Source organism: Novipirellula galeiformis (genome assembly GCF_007860095.1).
GTDB lineage: Bacteria > Planctomycetota > Planctomycetia > Pirellulales > Pirellulaceae > Novipirellula > Novipirellula galeiformis.
Genome location: NZ_SJPT01000003.1, coordinates 436084 through 455546 on the forward strand (window position 1 = coordinate 436084; position 19463 = coordinate 455546).

Consider the following 19463-nt stretch of genomic DNA (forward strand, 5'->3'; position numbering starts at 1 on the left):
AGCCTGTCCCCCCCCTCCGAGCTCCAAGTGCGGAAACGGACGTCACACCCCCATCACGCACCTCACAATTTTCCGACCCCGGACTACAGCTCCTTGAGCTAGGCATCTATGTTGTGCCCGTAAACGCGGTTGTGCCCGTAAACGCGTTGGGCCCTTGAAGAACCTTCCAAATACGGATTTCGATATGTCAGCGGAAACGGCAAATTCATCCACGAACGCTCGCGTCGTGCAGTCACACATGCACCTGCTGCCTGTTTCAACGCGGGTACCGCTTAAGTTTGGAGCCGAGACGCTGACGAGCGTGCTGTGCCTGCGTGTTCGCATTTCGGTCGTAGACGGTCAAGGACGCCAGGCTGACGGTTGGGGCGAAACCCCGCTATCGGTCCAGTGGGCGTGGCCTAGCTCGCTTGGCTACGACGCCCGGTTGCAGTCGATGATTGCGTTTGCACGCCGTTGCTCGGACGCTTGGTCCAACTCGACCGCTAGCGGACATCCGATGGAACTCGGATACGACTTTATCCGCACCCGTTTGCCTGAGCTGATTGAGCAACACAACGCTGGGACGGATGCCCCAAACGAAGCGTTGCCATTGCTTGCCGCCTTGATTTGCGCCAGCGCATTTGATGTCGCACTGCACGACGCCTACGGCAACTTGCACCAAGTCGACATCTACGAAACCTATAACCGCCAATGGATGAATCACGACTTGAGTCATTTCCTGTCGCCGGCGGACGACAGCACGGTTTCTTTCGCAGGAATGTATCCGCAAGATTTCTTTGTCGCCGATCCACCCAAACAGCTCGATGCGTGGCACCTCGTGGGCGGCTTAGACCCACTCGAAGAACACGAATTGACCGGCGATGAGCCGGCTGATGGGGTCCCCTTGTTTCTCGGCGACTGGATTCGCCGGGACGGGCTCAAACGGTTGAAGATCAAATTGCGTGGCAATGATTCCGCCTGGGACTACGAGCGAATGGTGCGCGTCGGCGAAATTGCACTCGCCAATGGAGTGCAGTCCACCACCGCCGATTTCAACTGCATGGTGCAAGATCCTGAATACGTCAACGAGATTCTCGATCGGCTCGAGCGAGAGCATCCTGCGATTAGCGATCTGTTGCTGTATGTCGAGCAACCGTTCCCCTACGACTTAGAAACCAATCGCATCGACGTCCATTCGGTCTCGAAGCGGAAGCCATTGTTTCTCGACGAAAGTGCTCACGATTGGCAACATGTCCGTCTCGGACGTGAACTCGGTTGGACCGGGGTGGCATTGAAGACATGCAAAACGCAAACCGGTGCGTTGCTGAGCCATTGCTGGGCAAAAGCTCATGGGATGGGCATCATGGTCCAGGATTTGACCAATCCAATGCTGGCGCAAATCCCACATGTAAGACTGGCTGCCCAAGTCGGCACGATCGGAGGGGTCGAAACCAATGCGATGCAGTTCTACCCCGCCGCCTCGGATGCTGAAGCCAAGGTCCACCCTGGGCTCTATCGTCGCCGCGACGGAAAGCTAGATCTGTCGACGATCTCCGGCCCTGGTTTTGGGTATCGCGTCGACGAAATTGAGCGAACGCTCCCCGCCGAGGGTGATGCCCAAGCGTGATCGCGTCCTTGTCGGCGAGGGGCTTGCGTACGAGGGGCTTGCGTACGAGGGGCTTGCGTACGAGGGTCCTGATCCGAGCGCCGTCACAGCCAAGGGTCGCCCGCAGCAGGCGACCGAGGTCAACGGCGCTCCGGCAATTTGCATAAAGAGCTCGTAGCAGGCATCCCTCGTAGCAGGCATCCCTCGTAGCAGGCATCCCTCGTAGCAGGCATCCCTCGCAGCAGTCATCCAACGGCTGCCGCGATCATCGCTGCCCAACCAGACGCCCGCTTCAATCACCCCGCCGGTAAGCGAGGGGGGGGGGCATCGACCTTGGCTCGGCCCCTCGTCGATGCGTCGGGTTATGATTTCCGGGAAACGCGGACCGTTTCAAGCAAACTCGGCATGCTGGGTGCGTGCACTTATCGGTTTGCGCCGTTCGCGTGGATCCTGTCTTTCCCCGTGATCCCGCCGATCTCCTCTTGGCTCGGTATCTTCATTCCGACTAGTATCGGCGGTGTCTCTCTCCCTGTTCTGTTTGAACGGCCTCGAAGTACCAAGGAAGGTCTCGACGTGTCCGCTGCCGAAAAACTGCCGAATTCCCTCGGTTCGAACGAAAATAGCTCTGCGCCGCCTGCGACCTTGATCGAACGGCTCCGTGTTTTGCGTGAAATCGTGTCGATCGAGGGCAATGCGATCCTACGGGCGGCCCAGACGCTGGGCGTTGAAGCAGTGCGCGCAGCTGAAATGACAGCAAACTGTGAAGGTTGCGTGGTCGTGACGGGAGTCGGCAAAGCAGGGCTGGTGGGCAAAAAATTAGTCGCAACGCTTGCTAGCACTGGCACCCCGGCTCATTTCCTGCATCCTGCCGAAGCGGTCCATGGCGATCTGGGGCGTGTTCGCAGCAGCGATGTCGTATGGGCGATCTCCAACTCGGGTCGCAGCGAAGAGGTCGTGCGGATTGCCGCTCACCTACGCGAACATTCTGCGGGCTTGATCGCGATCACGGCTTCAAACGACAATCCGCTCTCCGCCGCGGCGAACTGTACCGTCGCCATTGGCAAGCACAACGAAGCATGTCCCAACGGTTTGGCTCCGACGTCGAGTACCGCAGTCATGATGGCGGTAGGGGATGGGATCGCGATGTTGGCCAGTCGTTTGCGATCGTTCACTCCCCAAGATTTTGCCAAATATCATCCTGGCGGCGCGCTGGGTCGCAAATTAGCCAGCGTTGATCAAATCATGCGTGGCCTCGATGCCTGTCGCATCGCGCCGAGTGACATCACCGTTCGTGAAGCGATGGTGAGTGCGTCGAAGAACGGACGGCGTACCGGGGCGGTGATGCTGGTTAACGCATCCAAACAACTTGTCGGAATCTTTACCGACAGCGACCTGGCAAGAATCTTGGAAACGCGAAACGATGTCGCGTTGGACGAGAGCATTGCGAATCGCATGACCGCGAACCCCACGACTGCGACCAGCGGAATGTTGTTACAAGATGCATTGGCGGTGATGTCCCGCCGACGGATCAGTGAGCTTCCCGTGCTCGATTCCCAAAATCGCCCGATCGGATTGATCGACATCACCGATATCGCTGGTCTGCTCGGCGATCAAGATGACCCCGCCATTTTAAGTTTCCAACCCTAACGCGAATTCATGCCCACGAAGCTTTCTACCGACGCATCCATTGCCGAACCGATCACGTGCATTCTTTCCGACGTGGACGGAGTGATGACCGATGGGCGGATCATCTATGACGATCACGGCATCGAGACCAAACGCTTTCATGTTCGCGATGGCTTAGGCATCAAGTTGTGGATGCGTTCGGGGTTTTCATTTGCGATTCTCTCCGCGCGGCAAGGCAACGCGGTCAAGCAACGGGCGTTGGAGCTTGGCATTGAACAAGTGGCGCAAGGTTTCGAAGACAAATGGCCCGCGGCCGAAGCGTTGTTTGAAACGCTCGGCTGTACGCCCGCACAAGTTTGCTACATCGGCGACGATTTGCCGGACATTGCCGTGATGACACGGGTTGCATTAGCCGTCGCGCCAGCCGATGCCGCCACCGATGCCCGCGACGCGGCCCACTGGGTCTTGCGAAAACAAGGTGGCGAGGGAGCCATCCGCGAGTTGATTGAACGATTGCTGCGAGCCAAGGGACGATGGCAGGAACATCTGGGTTGATGCTTCGCCTCCGCCTCCGAGCTGCCGAATCCCGCATTGGCAGCGTAGGAAGACTTTAATTGCCATGACCGACGACACCCAACGCAAGTGATTTCCCTTTCGAATCACGTCACTGCAACCAAACGATGCTGCGAAAATCAATTCATTACATCACCGCCCTCGCCTTTCTAAGCGTGTTAGCCATGGTCTATCACGTGTTAGTGCTGGCGTGGCTGCGTCCTCCGGACGTCGAGCGTGTTGCCCTTGCGCCCGCTCGCGAGTTCAAGGTCGGCGATACGTTGGCGGATCTGTTCCCCGAAGGGGCATGGCAACGCGAAAAATGCAAACGACTGCAAACGGCCGACGGCATGTTGTTGTTCCAGAACTGGGAGCAAAGCAGTCCCGATCAATGGAAACTATGGCCGATGACCGTCGTGATCGGTCGCGGCGCACAAAATTCCAACAATGCATCTCCGGTCGTGATCGAGTCGAACGAGGGCGCGGAAATCAAGTTCACCGGGTCGCTCGATGTGATGAGTGGCGGAGCCCCGCCGATCCAGCGGGGACGCATGATTGGCGTCGTGCAAATTAGCCGCCCCAATCCGACCACCCCAAGTCAATCGTTGTTCATCCGCACCGCCAATGTGGGCATCGACAACCAAAAGATTTGGACGACCGAAACGATCCAAATGAATCTTGGCAAGGCCAAAATGGTCGGCCGCGACATGACGATCCATCTGGCGACCAACACCTCGGCGCCGATGTCTCCGGGCGGAAAAACCGCGGTACTTGATCGGATGGAACTGATCTATTTGGAAGAGTTCCGCATGCCGCTCGAAAACGGAGGCCTTTGGCCCGCCGCAGGGCAAAGCTCCCCAACCGTGACCACGTCGCCTGCACCCGCACCCGCCCCCGAATCGATGCTGTCGAGCGTCCCAACCGCCCCATCGCTGCAGGGCGCCCCATCGCTGCAGGGTGACCATGCCGCCGAGGTTCAACTCCAATGCAATGGGCGCATGGAGTATGACTTTGCCATCGACCAATTAATGCTTCGCGATTCGGTCTCGTTGATCCATCAAATCGCCGGTGCGAAAACCGACCGTTTTGATTGTGACACGATTGAGCTGACGTTTCGTGACCCCAGCAACAAATCGATCCCGCGCGAAAACGCCCTCGATTGGCTGCATCGCATCAAGGCGACCGGCGCGCCGTTGGCGGCACGACTGCCAAACTTGGACCTGGAAATATTCGCGGGCCAAATCGACATGCAAGCCACCAAGGGGCTCGTGCGCGCCGATGGCATCCAAGGCATCGAAGTGCACCGCGGCGGCATTCACGCGCGACTCGAAAGCATCGTTTACCAATACGATCCCGCGTCGCCGGACAAGCTCGGTGCGATTGATGCTCGCGGTATCGGCATTGTTACCATGGACGATCCCAATTTGCCGATCCGGCGCGCTCAGTGGAGTGAAGGATTCAAGCTGCAACCCCTTGGTCCGATGACCAAAGATTCGTTCGCCAGCGAGGTTGGTTTTTGGATCGATGGCAATGTCAAAACCACGTTGGTCGATGGCGGTGAATTCCAAGCCGATACCGTCGAGGGTGTTTTGAAACCCGATCCACGCCAAGATCCCTCGCAACCGAGCCAAAAACTGATTCCCGATCGCGTGGCGGCCCTAGGCGATGTCCATCTCGACACGGCCACACTGCAAGCAGACACCGATCAATTGCGATTGTTTTTTGTTGATCCTGATCCGTCTTCGATGGCGATGATCGAAGGCAATCATGACGAAGAAAAAGGCTCGATCCGCCAATTGGTCAAACAGCCCGAATCGGGAACGTCGACGGTCCCCGTTGCCGTTGCCCGCTCGCGTCCCACGGTCCAAGGGCACGCCATCACCGCAAAACTACTGCTCAGCGATGCCGGCGTGCATGCCCAGGACCTGAGTGTCGTGGGCGCGGTGAAACTCACCCATACCGTTCAATTGGGCGGACAACCGATGCAGGCAAAATTGACCGGCGAACAACTGCGTTTGATCGATGGCGGAGGCGAAGACGTGCTACAGCTCGGGAGTGGCGTCGATTCCCCGGCTCGCTTTGAACTTGGCGACGGCTACTTCGTCGGCCCGCTAATCCAAATTCGACCCAGCGATAATATTATTTGGATCAATGAAGCGGGAGAGTTTCGCATTCCATCGCAAGCGCTGCCGAGCAGCTTGGCCAACGCAACCGCAGGTAGCGGCAGCGAAGATAATGGTGTTTTGACGAACCGGTCCAGCACCACAAACAATGACACAGCAACCAAGCTCACTTGGACAAAGCCTCCGCTGTGTCGTTGGCAAGGTGAAATGGTCTTTGATGGAAAAACAGCCACGTTAACCGACGGCGTCGAAATTGACGCATCGCTCGTCAACGGCACCGAACCTTGGGATGTGCATGTTGCAGCGGACCGCATGGAGATTCTGTTGCACGATGGAGTCCAGGTTCGCGATCTGAAGACAATGAAAACAGCCACCGTGCAACGCATCGATTTACTTCAAACGGAGTCGCGTCCGCTGATGATCCAAGCGGTCCAGCGTGCCGGAGACGGGCTGACCGAATCAAAACATGTGCTTCATGCCGAAAAACTAACACTCGTTCCTGCCGATGGCGGCAAGGTTTACGGAGCGGGTCCCGGTTGGTATCGATGCTGGTCGCGTGGCGAAGCGGGAAATTTGAAATTGGGCAGCGCGGCCAATGCCGACGTGGACCGCAGCAAATTGACCGGAATCCATCTCATTTTTCATGACACGATGCAGGGTGACCTGTTGCATAAGACGCTCGATTTCATGCGAGGAGTCCGCGTCGGCGTTCGTGACGTGGCCAGCTGGGACGATGTCTTTGATGCCCAATCGATGGACGCCTTGTCGGCGGGACAAACGACGCTTGATTGTGACCACCTGCGGTTCGGCATTTCCCCCGAGGCGATCCACCTGCCCTCGATTGCAGGACTTGGCACGCCCTGGGAGACCGAAGCCTCCGGAGGGGTCGTCTTCCGCACGCGCAATGAGCGTGGGCTGTTGGAGTGCAGTGCCACGCGGGCCGCCTACTCTGCGGCCAAGGATCAGTTCACAATGCACGGTGCCCCGAATCGCCCGGCCCTGTTTCGCCAACAACTACCCGACGGGCAAGCCGGCCCCGAAGGGGCCGTCAAGACGATGACCTTGAAGCTAAAGACCATGGAAGTCGAGAATCTTCAATTGGAACGACTCAACATCGCAGCGCCTCCGGGGGCGGTCCGCCCCCAATAAGCGAGCCATTGGGGGGCGTGATTAAAAAGCACGCCGAGTGATCCACGCCCCTTCGGCATCCCTGATTTCTTCCCTATCGGTGTCGGACGCGTTTTTGGTACTTCCGCAGGACAAGAAATCCATTTCTTCCTCGAGCGGATAAAACAAATGCTTCCCCTATCACGTCGATCGCTTTTCGTCAGTGTTTGTTGCGGTGCCATGCTCGCTGGCACATCGCAAGCCGGGCCTCCGAACTTGATGAACATGTTTCGCTCGGGGTCCCAAGTCGAAGCCGATGTCGAGGCGGAGTACATGCTCAGCCAGGAAGATGGCCCTTGGATGATCTTGGCCTCCACGTGCGTGGGTGAGGGCTCCAAAGCGCGAGCGCATCGCTTGGCCTTCGAGATCCGTCGCGATCTGAACATGCCCGCATTCATCTATCGCGAAAAATTCGATTTCACCGGCAGCGTCGGCAAAAACCAGACAGGCGGTCGCCGTCTGCGTTACGCCAACGAATACCAATACGATGCCTACGCCGTGTTGGTTGGGGAGTACGATCGGGTTGAACATGAAGGGATCGACCAGGACCTGCAAAAGTTGAAGTCGGCACGCTTACCGATTTTCGAAGATAAAGAAGAAATCGCCAAAGAAACCAGCACGGCGAGCCCGGTAACGACGGTGCGCGCGATCACACGCAAATTGATGGAACGTCGAAACGACAAAACGTTAGGCCCGATGGCCAATGCCTTTGTCACCCGTAATCCAATGCTTCCCGAAGATTACTTTGACGCTCCAGAGGTCGATTCGTTCGTGCAGCAATTGAACGAAGGCAAGGACTACAGCTTGTTATCGTGCAAAGGAAAATACACCGTGGTGGTGGCCACGTTCGAAGGCCTCGGCACGATCGTCGACGGGCATAAAGAAAAAAACTTTACCCCCAGCGGCAAGCGACTCGACAAGATGGCGGCCGACGCGGGTAAAATGGCTGCCGAACTTCGCAAACAAGGAATCGAAGCCTATCAATTCCACGACCGCACACGTTCGCTCGTCACGATCGGAAGCTTCCCTTCGCTGGGCCGTGAACTGCCGGACGCAAAATTTGAGTACGATCCTGAAATTCGCCGTGTGATGGAGACCTATCGCGCGTTCAATTCTCAAAAAGCTCGCTACGTTCCAGGCCATAACGGCGTTGCCGTGCATCACGCGGCGTTGATTCCGTTTGATGTGAACCCGGTCCCCATCGCGGTTCCACGAACCTCCAAACGCAGTTTGTACAGCTCGGCATTGGGACGACGCTAACGCGATTCGTAGGGGCACGATGACGTTGCCCATGTTTCACCCCCCGAAGCATCCGCGAGGGAAGATCACTCTTGATCCGGTCCCTCGCTTACGCGTCGCGTTTTGATTTGTTGAAGAACCCGCCGAGGGCGCCACTTCTCAACACGGCCATGCACTAATCGCACCAACGTTGGGAGATCACGTCGACGTTGTTTTTCGTATGCCGCGCCGCAATGGCATGGTGTTTGGTGTGAATGACTTCCTGGGTCGGTTGTCGATCCTCGGTCCCTGCATTGTTTTCGAGTTCGCGTAGCCAGCGTGACTTCAAGACTCCCACACTATCGAACACATCGCGGTTGAACATTCCCATCACGGAGTCGGCGACTCGCTGATTGGCACGTGGCAATGCCGCGTGCGGCGTCGAACGCTGGACGAGCATCTCGTGCATCGCGGTGTTAAAAAGCAAGCACGACGTTTCGCGTTGAGCCCAAGCTTCGTTTTCGACACACTCTTCGGCATAGGCCGTTGCGCGATCGGGATCGATGGCGTAGCCCAACGCCGATTTGTTGTACGGAATCATGCGTCCTAGGAGTGCGTCGGTCCAACGCTCAACCCCCTGTCGCAAGCGATTCAATCGCACGGTATTGCGGACCGAGCTGCCGCGTCCAAACAGCATCAAGTGATGCACACGCGAGCAGACCTCTAGGTGCGAGCGAAACACGGTATCGGTGATCGGCGAAACGTCATCGATTCCCTTTTCGACATCCATCGTTTTTCCCAGAGCCGCGATGACACGACACAGAATCTCGCTGACCAAAATCTCTTCGAGCAAGATGCTGTGCCGGTTCCACCACTCCCGAATCGCAGCCCCCTCGCCGCCTTGCTCGGCGTAGCGATAGCGGGTGATGGCGTGGTGCCATAGTTCGAATCGTGCTCGCGTGTGGGTCCAATAATTTGTCACCGCTGCGGACATGTCAATGTTTTGGCGGAACGCGATGGAGGGGGCATTTTGCGAGATCATCGCGGCAAGATCAGCAAGGAATACGGCGTGCATAAAAATCAATCCGAAGTCATCGTCAGTGAGGTGCAGATCCAGCCAATGCATCCGACGTGCCAGGGGCCCGCAGTCGGTTTGGACGCGGGGCCGCAACTCGCTTTCCAATAACAACTTACGTCGTCCCCAGGGCGTGTCCTGCGAGTTCCTTTGCTGACGAATGTTGATAAATTACCTCATGATGCTTCGCGGAGACCACGCTGGCGGTGGGCGGGCGTCGTCGGTGCGGGGGCGGTGACGAGCAACCAAGACTTGCCGGTGTAAAACTCAAAATCTCTCTAGCGGCGAGAGCAAATTGTTGGCTAACACCGCTCTATCGCGTCCCCCACGTCTTTTCTTTTCTCCACGCGGAACCTGCCATGCTAAAATCATTTCTGAAGCTTCTCTCGCGCACGCCCGAGCACCCCGTTCCCGTCGATCCAAGATCGCCCGAAAACGCCCTGTTGGCCGCCTACCTGAATCAAACCCAGCGCAAACCTGGGCGTACGCAGACTTCAAAACCGCAGATGATCGCCGCCCACCCGGTTCCCCAAGCAAGCCATCGCGAGCGTCTGCTCAGCATGCGACTCGAACACACGAAGCTATGTTCGGAGAGCCGCGCGGCTCGATTTCGTGAATTCGGAATTGACACTGCGGGTGATCTTGTCACGGCGGATTTGAGAAAATTGGTAGAGAAATTCCCCTCACCGCGGAAAGCCGTTCGCGTGATCAAACGTTACCGTCAAGCGATCCGATTGTCGGCCAAGGTACCGGGGATGATGCCCTACGACGCGTTGTTGTTGATCAGCATCCATCGCCGCAGCGTTCGCGGCTTGGCGATGGAAACACCGATGACACTTTATCGCGATTTACAGCGTTATGCGGAAAGCACCCCCGGACGCAAACTGCTCCGCGGGCGTCGCTTGCCGAGCGTGAAGCGCATCCGCCGCTGGATCACCGCGTCGGCAAGCGAATTGCGTGATAGCCGCACGATCTATGCCAACGCCGCTTAGGCAACCGCATCCTGAGCCGCTATACTGACTCGACACGCCGTCCGCTGGGTCCGACGGCTATCGAATGTACGTGGCCAATTGCATGTCTGTTGCTCTTTTTATCCCCTGTTATCTCGATCAATTCTATCCTGATGTTGCGATCGCGTCGCTAGAACTGCTTGAGCGACTCGGTGTCGACGTTGTCTATCCCGATGGGCAAACCTGTTGCGGCCAACCGATGGCCAACACCGGCTGCGTCGCGGATTGTGCTCCGGTAGCCCACCGGTTCGTCGAATTATTCGCCGCCTACGACACGATCGTCTGTCCGTCGGGCTCCTGCACGGCGATGGTTCGCCACCATTACGGCGATTACTTTGCCGACGATGACCCCCAATTCAATCACGTCAAAAATCGCACCTTTGAGTTGTGCGAGTTCTTACACGACGAGTTGAAAATTCAATCGCTCGATGTGCAATTCCCGCACAAGGTTTCGATTCACCAAAGTTGCCACGGGCTGAGAGAATTACGGCTCGGTGCGAGCAGCGAAAACATGACGCCTCGCGAAGACAAAGTGCGCAACGTGCTGAACCTTGTCCATGGGATCCAGTGGTGCACTCCGACGCGGAGCGATGAATGTTGTGGCTTCGGCGGCACATTCGCTGTGAACGAGGCAGATGTCTCCGCCGCCATGGGACGCGACCGCGTCGCCGACCATGTTTCCAGCGGTAGCGAGGTGTTGGTCTCGGCCGACATGAGCTGCTTGATGCATTTGCAAGGCATCATCCGGCGCGAATCGATTCCGATCGAAGTCATGCACGTCGCTCAAGTCTTAGTCGGTCGAATGCCAAAACGAGTGAGTCCCAGCGCGAGTTAGTCCAACGTAACGATTCGAACCTCAAGCATCATGAAAACTCTTCCCATCGTCGATCACCCGACCAAAGCTCATGCGTTCGTTGCCGACAACGAACGGACGCATTGGCACGACCAAGCGTTGTGGTTCGTCCGCAGTAAACGGGACAAACAAGCGGGGTCGGTCCCGGAATGGGAATACCTCCGCTCGCTCGCGTCGCAGATCAAAACCGAAACGATCGCGAAGCTCGGTGACTATCTGAGCGAATTCGAACGCAACGCCACCGCGCTCGGCGCGACCGTGCACTGGGCCGCAGATGCCGCCGAGCACAATGAAATTGTACTCAAGATTTTGCGTGATCACGAAACCCTACGGATCGTTAAAAGCAAATCAATGCTGACGGAGGAATGTGGACTCAATCACTTTCTCGAAGACAATGGCATCGAAGTCGTCGACACCGACTTGGGCGAGCGCATCGTTCAACTGAGAAAAGAAACGCCCAGCCATATTGTGTTGCCTGCGATCCATATTCGCAAAGAAGAAGTCGGCGAGACGTTTCACGAGCACCTTGGTACCGACGAAGGGGCATCCGATCCACAATACTTGACCGAAGCCGCACGGGGTCATTTGCGTGACAAGTTCTTGGCAGGCGAAGTCGGGATCACGGGAGTCAACTTTGCGATCGCGGAAACCGGCGGATTCGTCATTTGCACCAACGAAGGCAATGCTGATCTTGGCGTATCGCTGCCGCGAGTCCATATCGCTTGTATGGGCATCGAAAAAATCATCCCACGCTTCGAGGACTTAGCGGTCTTCATTCGCTTGCTCGCTCGCAGTGCGACCGGACAACCGATCACCACGTACACCTCGCACTTCCATGGCCCTCGCGACCCGCAGAGCGAATTGCACATTGTGTTGGTCGATAACGGCCGCAGCCAACTGAGAAACCGCAGCGAATTTCGCGACGCATTGCACTGTATCCGCTGTGGCGCGTGCATGAATACATGCCCCGTTTATCGGCGCAGTGGCGGGCATAGTTACAGCGCCACGGTGCCCGGTCCGATCGGATCGGTGTTGTCGCCGACTCGCGATTCTTCGAGCTACAAGAGCCTTCCCTACGCCTGCAGTTTATGCGGTTCGTGCACCGACGTTTGCCCCGTCAAAATCCCGCTGCATCACCAATTACTAGCTTGGCGAAAAGAGCTGGTCGATCAGAATTTATTGCCCTATTCGAAACGAATCAGCATGAAAGGGGCGTCGATCCTGTTTCGCAATCCGCGACTGTTCACCTTTGCCGGTTGGGTGGGACGCAAATCACTGAAGTGGCTGCCGCACGGGATGACCCACAACCGCTGGAACACTTGGACGATTGCTCGAGAACTCCCCGAACCTCCTCGCGAGAGTTTCCGTCATTGGTATGCCGCGAACCGAAAACGATAACGATGATCCAACAAACCAAAGCGACCACGAAAAGCCGTCAAGCGATTCTCGACCGACTGCTTGGCACCGAGGTAATCGGCCCGGGGTTGCCCACGGTCGACCCGAACCAGTTGATCCATTTTGAAGATCCGGTGGCGAAATTCATTGAAGTGTTAGCGACCGTGGGGGGACAAGCTCATGTGGTCGACGATCTGCGTCAAATCGGTGAGATTCTGGCCAAGTTGCCCGTCTACTCGCAAGCCAAACGAGTCGTATCGTTGGTTCCCGAAGCGGTTCCCAGCAGTTTTGATCTCGCGGCGATTGACGATCCTCATGCGCTCGCTTCGCTGGATTGGACGATCGCAAAAGGCGAATTTCCCGTCGCCGAAAACGGGGCGATCTGGGTCCAAGGTGAAACCATGCCGCACCGAGTGTTGTTGTTCATTGCCCAGTATTTGGCGATCGTGGTCTCACGCAGCCAAATGGTGCATAACCTGCATGAAGCCTACGCGAGAATCGGGACGCCGAAATCACCGTTTGGAGTGTTTGTCTCTGGACCGAGCAAAACAGCCGACATTGAACAATCGTTGGTGCTCGGGGCGCATGGATGCCGGGAATTACAGGTATTCCTGACACCGTAGTGCTAGCTTCCCTGATCCTTGATGCAGGGTGAGGTCGCAGCCGCGGGGACTGTGGCTGCTGCTTCCCCCCTGGCATCGAATTTCCTTGGCATCGAATTTCCTTGGCATCGAGTTTCCCTGGCATCAAATTTCCTTGGAATCGAGTTCCCGTGGTGGGGGCGAGAGGCCACGGCCCTGCCGAGAGCAAAAACAAACGACCGGAGAGAGGGGGGGCTCGTTACCGCTCCCCTCCTCCGCAACGGACTGCAACATCACTTTGAACGATCACACCAATCCCCCATCTGAGCCTTCCTTTCGCTTCGTCTTTGCGGAATTGCTCGCGATTGCGTTGCCCTTGATGGTCAGCACGGGCACGTTCTCGTTGGTGTTGTTTGTCGACCGCACCTTGTTGTTATGGCATGACGGCGCGTCGATGAGTGCATCGATGGCAGGCGGCAACTTTTTTTGGGTTAGCATTTGCTTGCCGATCGGGATCGCATCGATGACCGGTGCCATCATCAGCCAATACGTCGGTGCGGGCGAAGAGCACAAGATCGGTCGATTCCTGTGGCAATCGGTGTGGTTGACGTTGATGTCGACGCCCTTTGTTGTCGCGGTCGCCTACGCGGCTCCCGATCTGTTTCGATGGGCCGAACAACCCAGCGAACTGATCGCCGCCGAGACGACTTACCTGAGATGGTTAATGGTCGGCGGTATCGGTGCCATTTTGGAGAACGCGCTCAGCGGTTTCTTTAGTGGCACCAATCGAACGCGGGTGATCATGTGGGTCAGTCTGCTCTCGGGCGTGGTGAACTTAATCTTCGATCTGCTACTGATTTTCGGCGCCGGACCGATCCCCGAACTGGGGATTGCCGGGGCGGCGATCGCCAGTTCGATTGCGTTTTGGTTCAAAGCGATTTGCTTTGCCGGGTTGATTTTTTATTACGATCGCGACCACCGATACCGAATTCGCCAAAGCGTTTGCTTTTGTCGATCGCTGTTAACCAAGCTACTCTTCTTTGGTTTTCCCACCGGATTGATGTACGTCACCGAAGCGGGCGGGTTTACCGCGATTGTGTTGCGCATCGGTCGCCTCGGTGACGTTCCCCTACGGGCGACGACGATGGCAATCAACTTCAACATGGTTGCCTTCATTCCGTTGATGGGCGTCTCGATCGCGGCGTCCGTTTTAGTGGGACGTCACTTGATTGAAAGCGGACCGCGACGAGCAGCAAAAAGTGTTTTAGCGGCCTTGCTCGTCGGCTGGAGCTATTCGCTGCTTTGGTGCATCGCGTATTTAGCGTTTCCCGGAACGATGATGCAGTTGTATGAACTGAACACGCCGACATCCGATTCGGCATTGGCCATCGAACTCGCCCATGGGCTGTTAAAGTTCGTGGCGTTTTACGTCGTAATGGATGCCACGCAATTGATTCTCGCAGGCGCATTACGAGGCGCCGGTGACACCTGGTTTGTGCTGGGCACCGGATTGGTTTCCTCGCTGTTGGCGTTTTCGATTGGAACCTGGGGCGAACCCACCGATGGCCAGCTTGATTGGTGGTGGTGGATGATCACGCTATGGGTTTGGATGATCGCCGTCTGCATGACCGCGCGATTCATCCAAGGCAAATGGAAACAAATGCGGATGGTGTGACCCCCCACGCAGCTCCGCGTGACGCTCGCCGAAGCAGAGCAATGAGCGCAACTTCAAAACGCGTTCGCGAGGGACCGAGTCAGGAGCAATCGCATGCAATGCCCTAGGTGCCCTTAGGTGCAATTGGCGGTTTCCAGCTGAATATACGAGACCTCGTTGCTCGTAATCGAAACGGCCGGATGGCGTTGCCCCCTTTTGACGCTTAATCCTAATCTTACTCTTAGTCTTCTCCGGTCGGCTACGGTCCAACGTGGCTGTACCGACGGGATTAGGTTGGGGCGGGATTAGGTTGGGGCGGGATTAAGATTCGGAGCTGCTTGTTTATCGGCTCGCAGCGTCTCACAGCAAGCTAGATTTCGATCTGTTCGCGAACGAAATGGGGATCGGGATTGCCACTGCCTTTACGGTCGCATTTAAAGAATTCAGCGACATAACGCACCGGTTGTCGTTTCTCGGGGACTTTGAAGCGGTCCCCCTTTTGCAACACCGGACGATATTCATCCATGCGTCCGAATTGGCGTGTCCCGGCGGCTTGGCAGGGGAACCAAAAACCGTTGCCCTCGCCATCCTCGAGATAAAATTCGGGGTAACAGTGGCCGGGGATCCAAACCATGCGTGCGGGAATTTTGGCGTTGCGACAAAGTGCGACGACGAGACTGGTCATCTCTTCGCAATCGCCTTTGCCGTCGCGTAGTGCGACGGACGCATTTTTTAGCGACCCTTCGACGTACTCGACTTTTTCGCGGACGTAATCGTAGATCTGTTCAACGCGTTGCCAGTCGTTTTCGGCTTCCATTGCTGCCAAATCACGAGAGGCCGAACGAATCGTGGAATTGCTCGCGTCGATGTGGGGACTATTGCCAAGGTAGTTCCGAAGTTCACGCTCGGGACGCAGCGGAATGACAAGATCGTCGGTCTGGACTGGAGGCAGAATCCGGGAACGTTCGATTTGGAACAGGAACGTCATTTCGACGTTAGCACCAGCAGCGACATGCGGTATCCGCAACGAAACTTGTTTGACGCCGCCTACTAATTCGCGAACTTCCCAAGCTCGCACGATGGGATCAATGACTTGGTTGACCAACGTGACCTTCTGTTCGGGCCAATCGGTCGGCACAGGAAACGTCGCAATCACATTCGTGCAGGTCACCGGGGTGGTTAACTGCAAACCAATTCGCCATTGTTGAGTTTGCGGTGAATCGTAAATCAATCGCGAGGCGGGTTGCGTCGCGGTTGGATCGTCACTTGAGTTTGTCGCGGGGGCATCATCAGGTTCATCGGCGAATCCTGCGTTACCGCTCCACGATACGACGCCATAGCCGCCAACGCTTAGCCCGAGTAACGAGTGGCCTAGCAGTCTTCGGCGGCTCCATTTCGCTGGCTCGGCTCGTGCGTTTTCATTGTTCATGACGGGGTAAAACTCTTCAAATGAAAGGTTAACCAAAACGGCCGAAATCGCAGCGGGTTTTGACACCCGCGCGCCTTCGCGCCGTCGCTTACCTGCTTAGCAGGATCGATCAATTCACGGTGCATTTTGGATCCATTTGTCACGTCGCTCCGCCAACGGGGCGTGATCTTTTTACGATCATACACACCGAGTTGACCGTGACAAATGAAATGGAGACGAACCGAGCCGCACGCTAGCGTGCGGGGGTGGCGCCGGGTGGCAAGGGTTCGATGTTCAGGATGCGATCGCCGCGGGCGTCAAAATTATCCGACATTCCCGAACCCGGATTACCGTAAACGGAGCTTCCCACGGCACCACCTTGCAGGTAGGGGTCGGTAACAACCGTCCCGTATTGATCGACCGAAGAATCGTAGCCGTAATCGCCGACAATATTTCCATAGCCACTGCTGAAGGGAGCGCACGTCGGGCATTTTGCAGCAACCTCGGATCCACAACCGAGTTCGCCATAACCCTCGACCTGAGGACCTGCGTAGGGGCTGCAAGTACATCCAGCAGGTGGCGCGGCAGCCACAGGGGGAGCCGTATAGGGAGCGGCGTTGCAACTAGGGGCTTGCGACAAACATCCCGGGCGTCCCGGCATAATCCCTGAAATCGTATTGCAGAGGCCACATCTTGCACCGCGTCCAAACCAAAATTGTTTCAAATTTCCGCAACCGGAACTGACAACGAGCAGCGTCACAGATGCGACAACCGACAAATAACGAGTATTCATTTCTTTTTCCTTCACGTGCATAGCGAGCGTATTCGGAGTTCTCGAGTGGTGAACCAGTTAAAAGTAGGTCGCTATTCGTGATGTGCAAACGCAACATCGTTATTTTCCGGCAACAATTTGTTGCACCAAGACAACACCACCACGCTTCATGCTCTCTATCAATTCAATCTGAGATGAAAATTCCTGCCCTTCTAATTAGTTCTTGTTTGACCATCGCACTGGGGATGGTTCCAGCTGGTTCGTTTGCGGATGAAGCAGTGAGGGTTGACGAAGAACGATCGGAACCCATGCTCGCCGAAGCAACCCCCGTCCCGATCGGGTTGCCTGTGAGTGACGACGCCACAGTAGAAGCATCCGTTGCCTGCCCACACGCCGCAGACCGCATTTGGATCATCAACACGCGGCGGATGACCAGCAATGTTTGTTACGCCGATTTGGAGCAACCCCAGTTTTCGATTTCGCGATTGAGTCCCAATGGATGCGCCACGAGCTCGTCGTTCGATGAATATCAAAACGAGTTGGTCCCCGGACGAACGACCGCGATCTATGTGCATGGCTACCGCTTCAAGTCCTCCGAAGCGACCCGGCGTGGTTTATTGGTCCATCGCCAAGTCGCTCATCGCCGCGGTCCCGATCCCATCGATTGGGTCATCTGGAGTTGGCCGAGTGAAAAGGAAACATTCATTGGCCATGACATTCGTGAAAAAGCGAAGTACACCGACACCCAAGGTTTGTATTTGGCGTGGTTGTTGAAAAAGCATGTGGCGAAAAGTGTCCCCACGACGTTGATCGGCTACAGCTTTGGGGGGCGGGTGGTAACGGGATCTCTCCATGCGTTGGCGGGCGGATCACTGGGCGGTCGATCGCTACCCTGCGACCCGATTGTGAACGCCCGGATCGATGTCGGCTTGGTTGCCCCTGCGATCGAAAAAGACTGGTTGGCGCCTTGTCAGTACCATGCCTTAGCGACAAGTAATATGGATCAACTGCTTCTGTTGTATAATCAACGCGACTCGGTTCTGAAGCGTTATTGGTTACTCGACCGAGTGCGTGGATCGATGGCGATCGGATTTGGTCAACTTCAATCGTTTGCACCGCGATCCGATGGTAGCGGCATTTGGTTGCGTGCCCGTGATTGCTCGCCGTCCATCGGCAGCACGCATGATGAACTCGATTACTATCATCCTCAGTGCAGTGCGGGCACGGAAATGGCATTGTTGTTGAACGACGCGTTGATCCACCATTGATGAATCGTGGGCACACGCCCGAGGAGACTTTTGCTCACCGCCGCAGATGGGCTCCTGACCCGTTATCGAATTCCCAGCCGAGATCTGGCCCCCCGACATCGTAAAGCACGCCACGATTGAGCGTTTCGAAGATCACGACCGACACGGCACCTCGCCTTGAGGATTGCGCCGCCTATTGGGGTGGCCAATGGATCCCTACAAACTCGCTCGCACTGTCGATCAATGACGTCGGCTTTCGCCAAGGGGTCACCGCTGTGGAACGGCTGCGGACCTATGGCGGCCATGCCTTTATGGTCTCGCGGCATCTTGATCGCTTTGCACGCACGCTCCAGGCGTTAGGCATCGATGGTTTGCCGACACGAACGGAGATCACGAATCTTGTCGGCGAAGTCTTGACCAGGAACGAAGACTTTGTCGCCCGCCAAACGGAGGTCGGCATCACGCTCTTTGCCACTCCCGGAATCATGGGAGCCAACCTCCCCACCTTCGCAATCCACTTGAACACGCTCGATCATCAACGCAACCAAGTTCGACAAACCGAGGGGCAAACGCTCGTGATCACGGACGTGGCCCAGCCCCCCGAAGCCTCATGGCCGAGGTCGGCAAAGGTCCGGTCTCGTTTGCATTACTACCGAGCGGATCGTTTCGCTCAATTGTTCGATCACGATCCATCACTGGCAGCAGCCAAAGGAAACCGCGGGGGCGGCGGGGAAAATTGCGGGGGGCCGTCCGATGCCATCGGCGTGTTAGTCGATCAAGACGGATCGGTAACCGAAACGAGCATCGCCAATCTTGCGATCGTGGAAAACCAGACGATCTATTCGCCCGAAACGAACCAGGTCCTCTCCGGCATCACCCAAGCGGCCATCGAAGAATTGGCGGCGGCAGCGTCGATTGCTTGGAAAAAAGAGCGGCTCTCGCCGACCCGGTTTGCCAATGCCGACGAGATTCTCTGTATGGGAACCGATGGCGGAATCTGGTTCGCCCGCTCGGTGCTGCCGGAGGCTCCGGCCATTCGCACGCCGGGAAAAATCTACTCCCTTCTACGTGCCGCGTTTGCCAAACGAACCAGCGAGCCGGTTTAGTTTGCGGTACCTTAGAGAGCAGAGGGAAAGTCTCTGCGACCTACGCTTCGCCGCGGCGGCATTGAATCACGCATTCCAACCGTTTCCGTGT

The 19463-nt window shown here is 56.6% G+C and carries 15 protein-coding genes; 12 read left to right on the forward strand and 3 right to left on the reverse strand.

The features are described 5' to 3' along the window. The first annotated feature begins 184 nt into the window (after positions 1-184). The 5 genes from Pla52o_RS09800 to Pla52o_RS09820 all read left to right on the forward strand — a co-directional run bounded on the left by Pla52o_RS09800 (position 185) and on the right by Pla52o_RS09820 (position 8313). Positions 185-1606, forward strand: a complete 1422-nt coding sequence (locus Pla52o_RS09800; protein ID WP_146594423.1) for an enolase C-terminal domain-like protein — start codon at positions 185-187, stop codon at positions 1604-1606. Between the two features lie 552 nt (positions 1607-2158). Beyond that, positions 2159-3232 (forward strand): KpsF/GutQ family sugar-phosphate isomerase, encoded by a 1074-nt coding sequence (locus Pla52o_RS09805; RefSeq protein ID WP_146594424.1) that lies wholly within the window; start codon positions 2159-2161, stop codon positions 3230-3232. A 9-nt stretch (positions 3233-3241) separates the two neighbouring features. After that, entirely contained in the window at positions 3242-3766 is a 525-nt protein-coding gene (locus tag Pla52o_RS09810) for a KdsC family phosphatase (RefSeq protein WP_146594425.1), read from the forward strand. Between the two features lie 125 nt (positions 3767-3891). Next, on the forward strand, positions 3892-7035 hold the full coding sequence (locus Pla52o_RS09815; RefSeq protein WP_146594426.1) for a hypothetical protein: 3144 nt from the start codon (positions 3892-3894) through the stop codon (positions 7033-7035). Between the two features lie 147 nt (positions 7036-7182). Continuing rightward, the gene (locus Pla52o_RS09820) at positions 7183-8313 is read left to right on the forward strand and encodes a hypothetical protein (RefSeq protein ID WP_146594427.1); all 1131 of its coding nucleotides are present in this window, start codon (positions 7183-7185) and stop codon (positions 8311-8313) included. Between the two features lie 154 nt (positions 8314-8467). Here the strand turns inward: Pla52o_RS09820 and Pla52o_RS09825 are convergent, their stop codons facing one another. Next, a complete protein-coding gene (locus Pla52o_RS09825; RefSeq protein ID WP_146594428.1) occupies positions 8468-9346 on the reverse strand; it encodes a hypothetical protein in 879 nt (292 codons plus the stop codon). 359 nt (positions 9347-9705) lie between these two features. Here Pla52o_RS09825 and Pla52o_RS09830 point away from each other — a divergent pair, with 359 nt between their 5' ends. The 5 genes from Pla52o_RS09830 (at position 9706) to Pla52o_RS09850 (ending at position 14860) form a co-directional block, all read left to right on the forward strand. Further along, positions 9706-10338, forward strand: a complete 633-nt coding sequence (locus Pla52o_RS09830) for a DUF4332 domain-containing protein (RefSeq protein WP_146594429.1) — start codon at positions 9706-9708, stop codon at positions 10336-10338. A gap of 82 nt (positions 10339-10420) precedes the next feature. Further along, complete coding sequence (locus Pla52o_RS09835; RefSeq protein ID WP_146594430.1) at positions 10421-11191, forward strand: (Fe-S)-binding protein; 771 nt, start codon at positions 10421-10423, stop codon at positions 11189-11191. Between the two features lie 30 nt (positions 11192-11221). Beyond that, on the forward strand, positions 11222-12607 hold the full coding sequence (locus Pla52o_RS09840; protein WP_146594431.1) for a lactate utilization protein B: 1386 nt from the start codon (positions 11222-11224) through the stop codon (positions 12605-12607). 2 nt (positions 12608-12609) lie between these two features. After that, positions 12610-13227: a LutC/YkgG family protein gene (locus Pla52o_RS09845; protein WP_146594432.1), complete on the forward strand. Its 618-nt coding sequence runs from the start codon at positions 12610-12612 to the stop codon at positions 13225-13227. A 256-nt stretch (positions 13228-13483) separates the two neighbouring features. Next, on the forward strand, positions 13484-14860 hold the full coding sequence (locus Pla52o_RS09850; protein WP_231612220.1) for an MATE family efflux transporter: 1377 nt from the start codon (positions 13484-13486) through the stop codon (positions 14858-14860). A 349-nt stretch (positions 14861-15209) separates the two neighbouring features. Here the strand turns inward: Pla52o_RS09850 and Pla52o_RS09855 are convergent, their stop codons facing one another. Together Pla52o_RS09855 and Pla52o_RS09860 are read right to left on the reverse strand one after the other, a co-directional pair. Beyond that, entirely contained in the window at positions 15210-16268 is a 1059-nt protein-coding gene (locus tag Pla52o_RS09855; protein WP_231612221.1) for a transglutaminase-like domain-containing protein, read from the reverse strand. A 232-nt stretch (positions 16269-16500) separates the two neighbouring features. After that, the gene (locus Pla52o_RS09860; RefSeq protein WP_146594433.1) at positions 16501-17040 is read right to left on the reverse strand and encodes a hypothetical protein; all 540 of its coding nucleotides are present in this window, start codon (positions 17038-17040) and stop codon (positions 16501-16503) included. A 287-nt stretch (positions 17041-17327) separates the two neighbouring features. Between Pla52o_RS09860 and Pla52o_RS09865 the strand changes: the two genes are divergently transcribed. Both Pla52o_RS09865 and Pla52o_RS09870 read left to right on the forward strand, forming a co-directional pair. Next, positions 17328-18287: an alpha/beta hydrolase gene (locus Pla52o_RS09865; protein ID WP_197169132.1), complete on the forward strand. Its 960-nt coding sequence runs from the start codon at positions 17328-17330 to the stop codon at positions 18285-18287. A gap of 116 nt (positions 18288-18403) precedes the next feature. Further along, complete coding sequence (locus Pla52o_RS09870) at positions 18404-19372, forward strand: aminotransferase class IV (RefSeq protein ID WP_146594435.1); 969 nt, start codon at positions 18404-18406, stop codon at positions 19370-19372. Positions 19373-19463 lie beyond the last annotated feature (91 nt).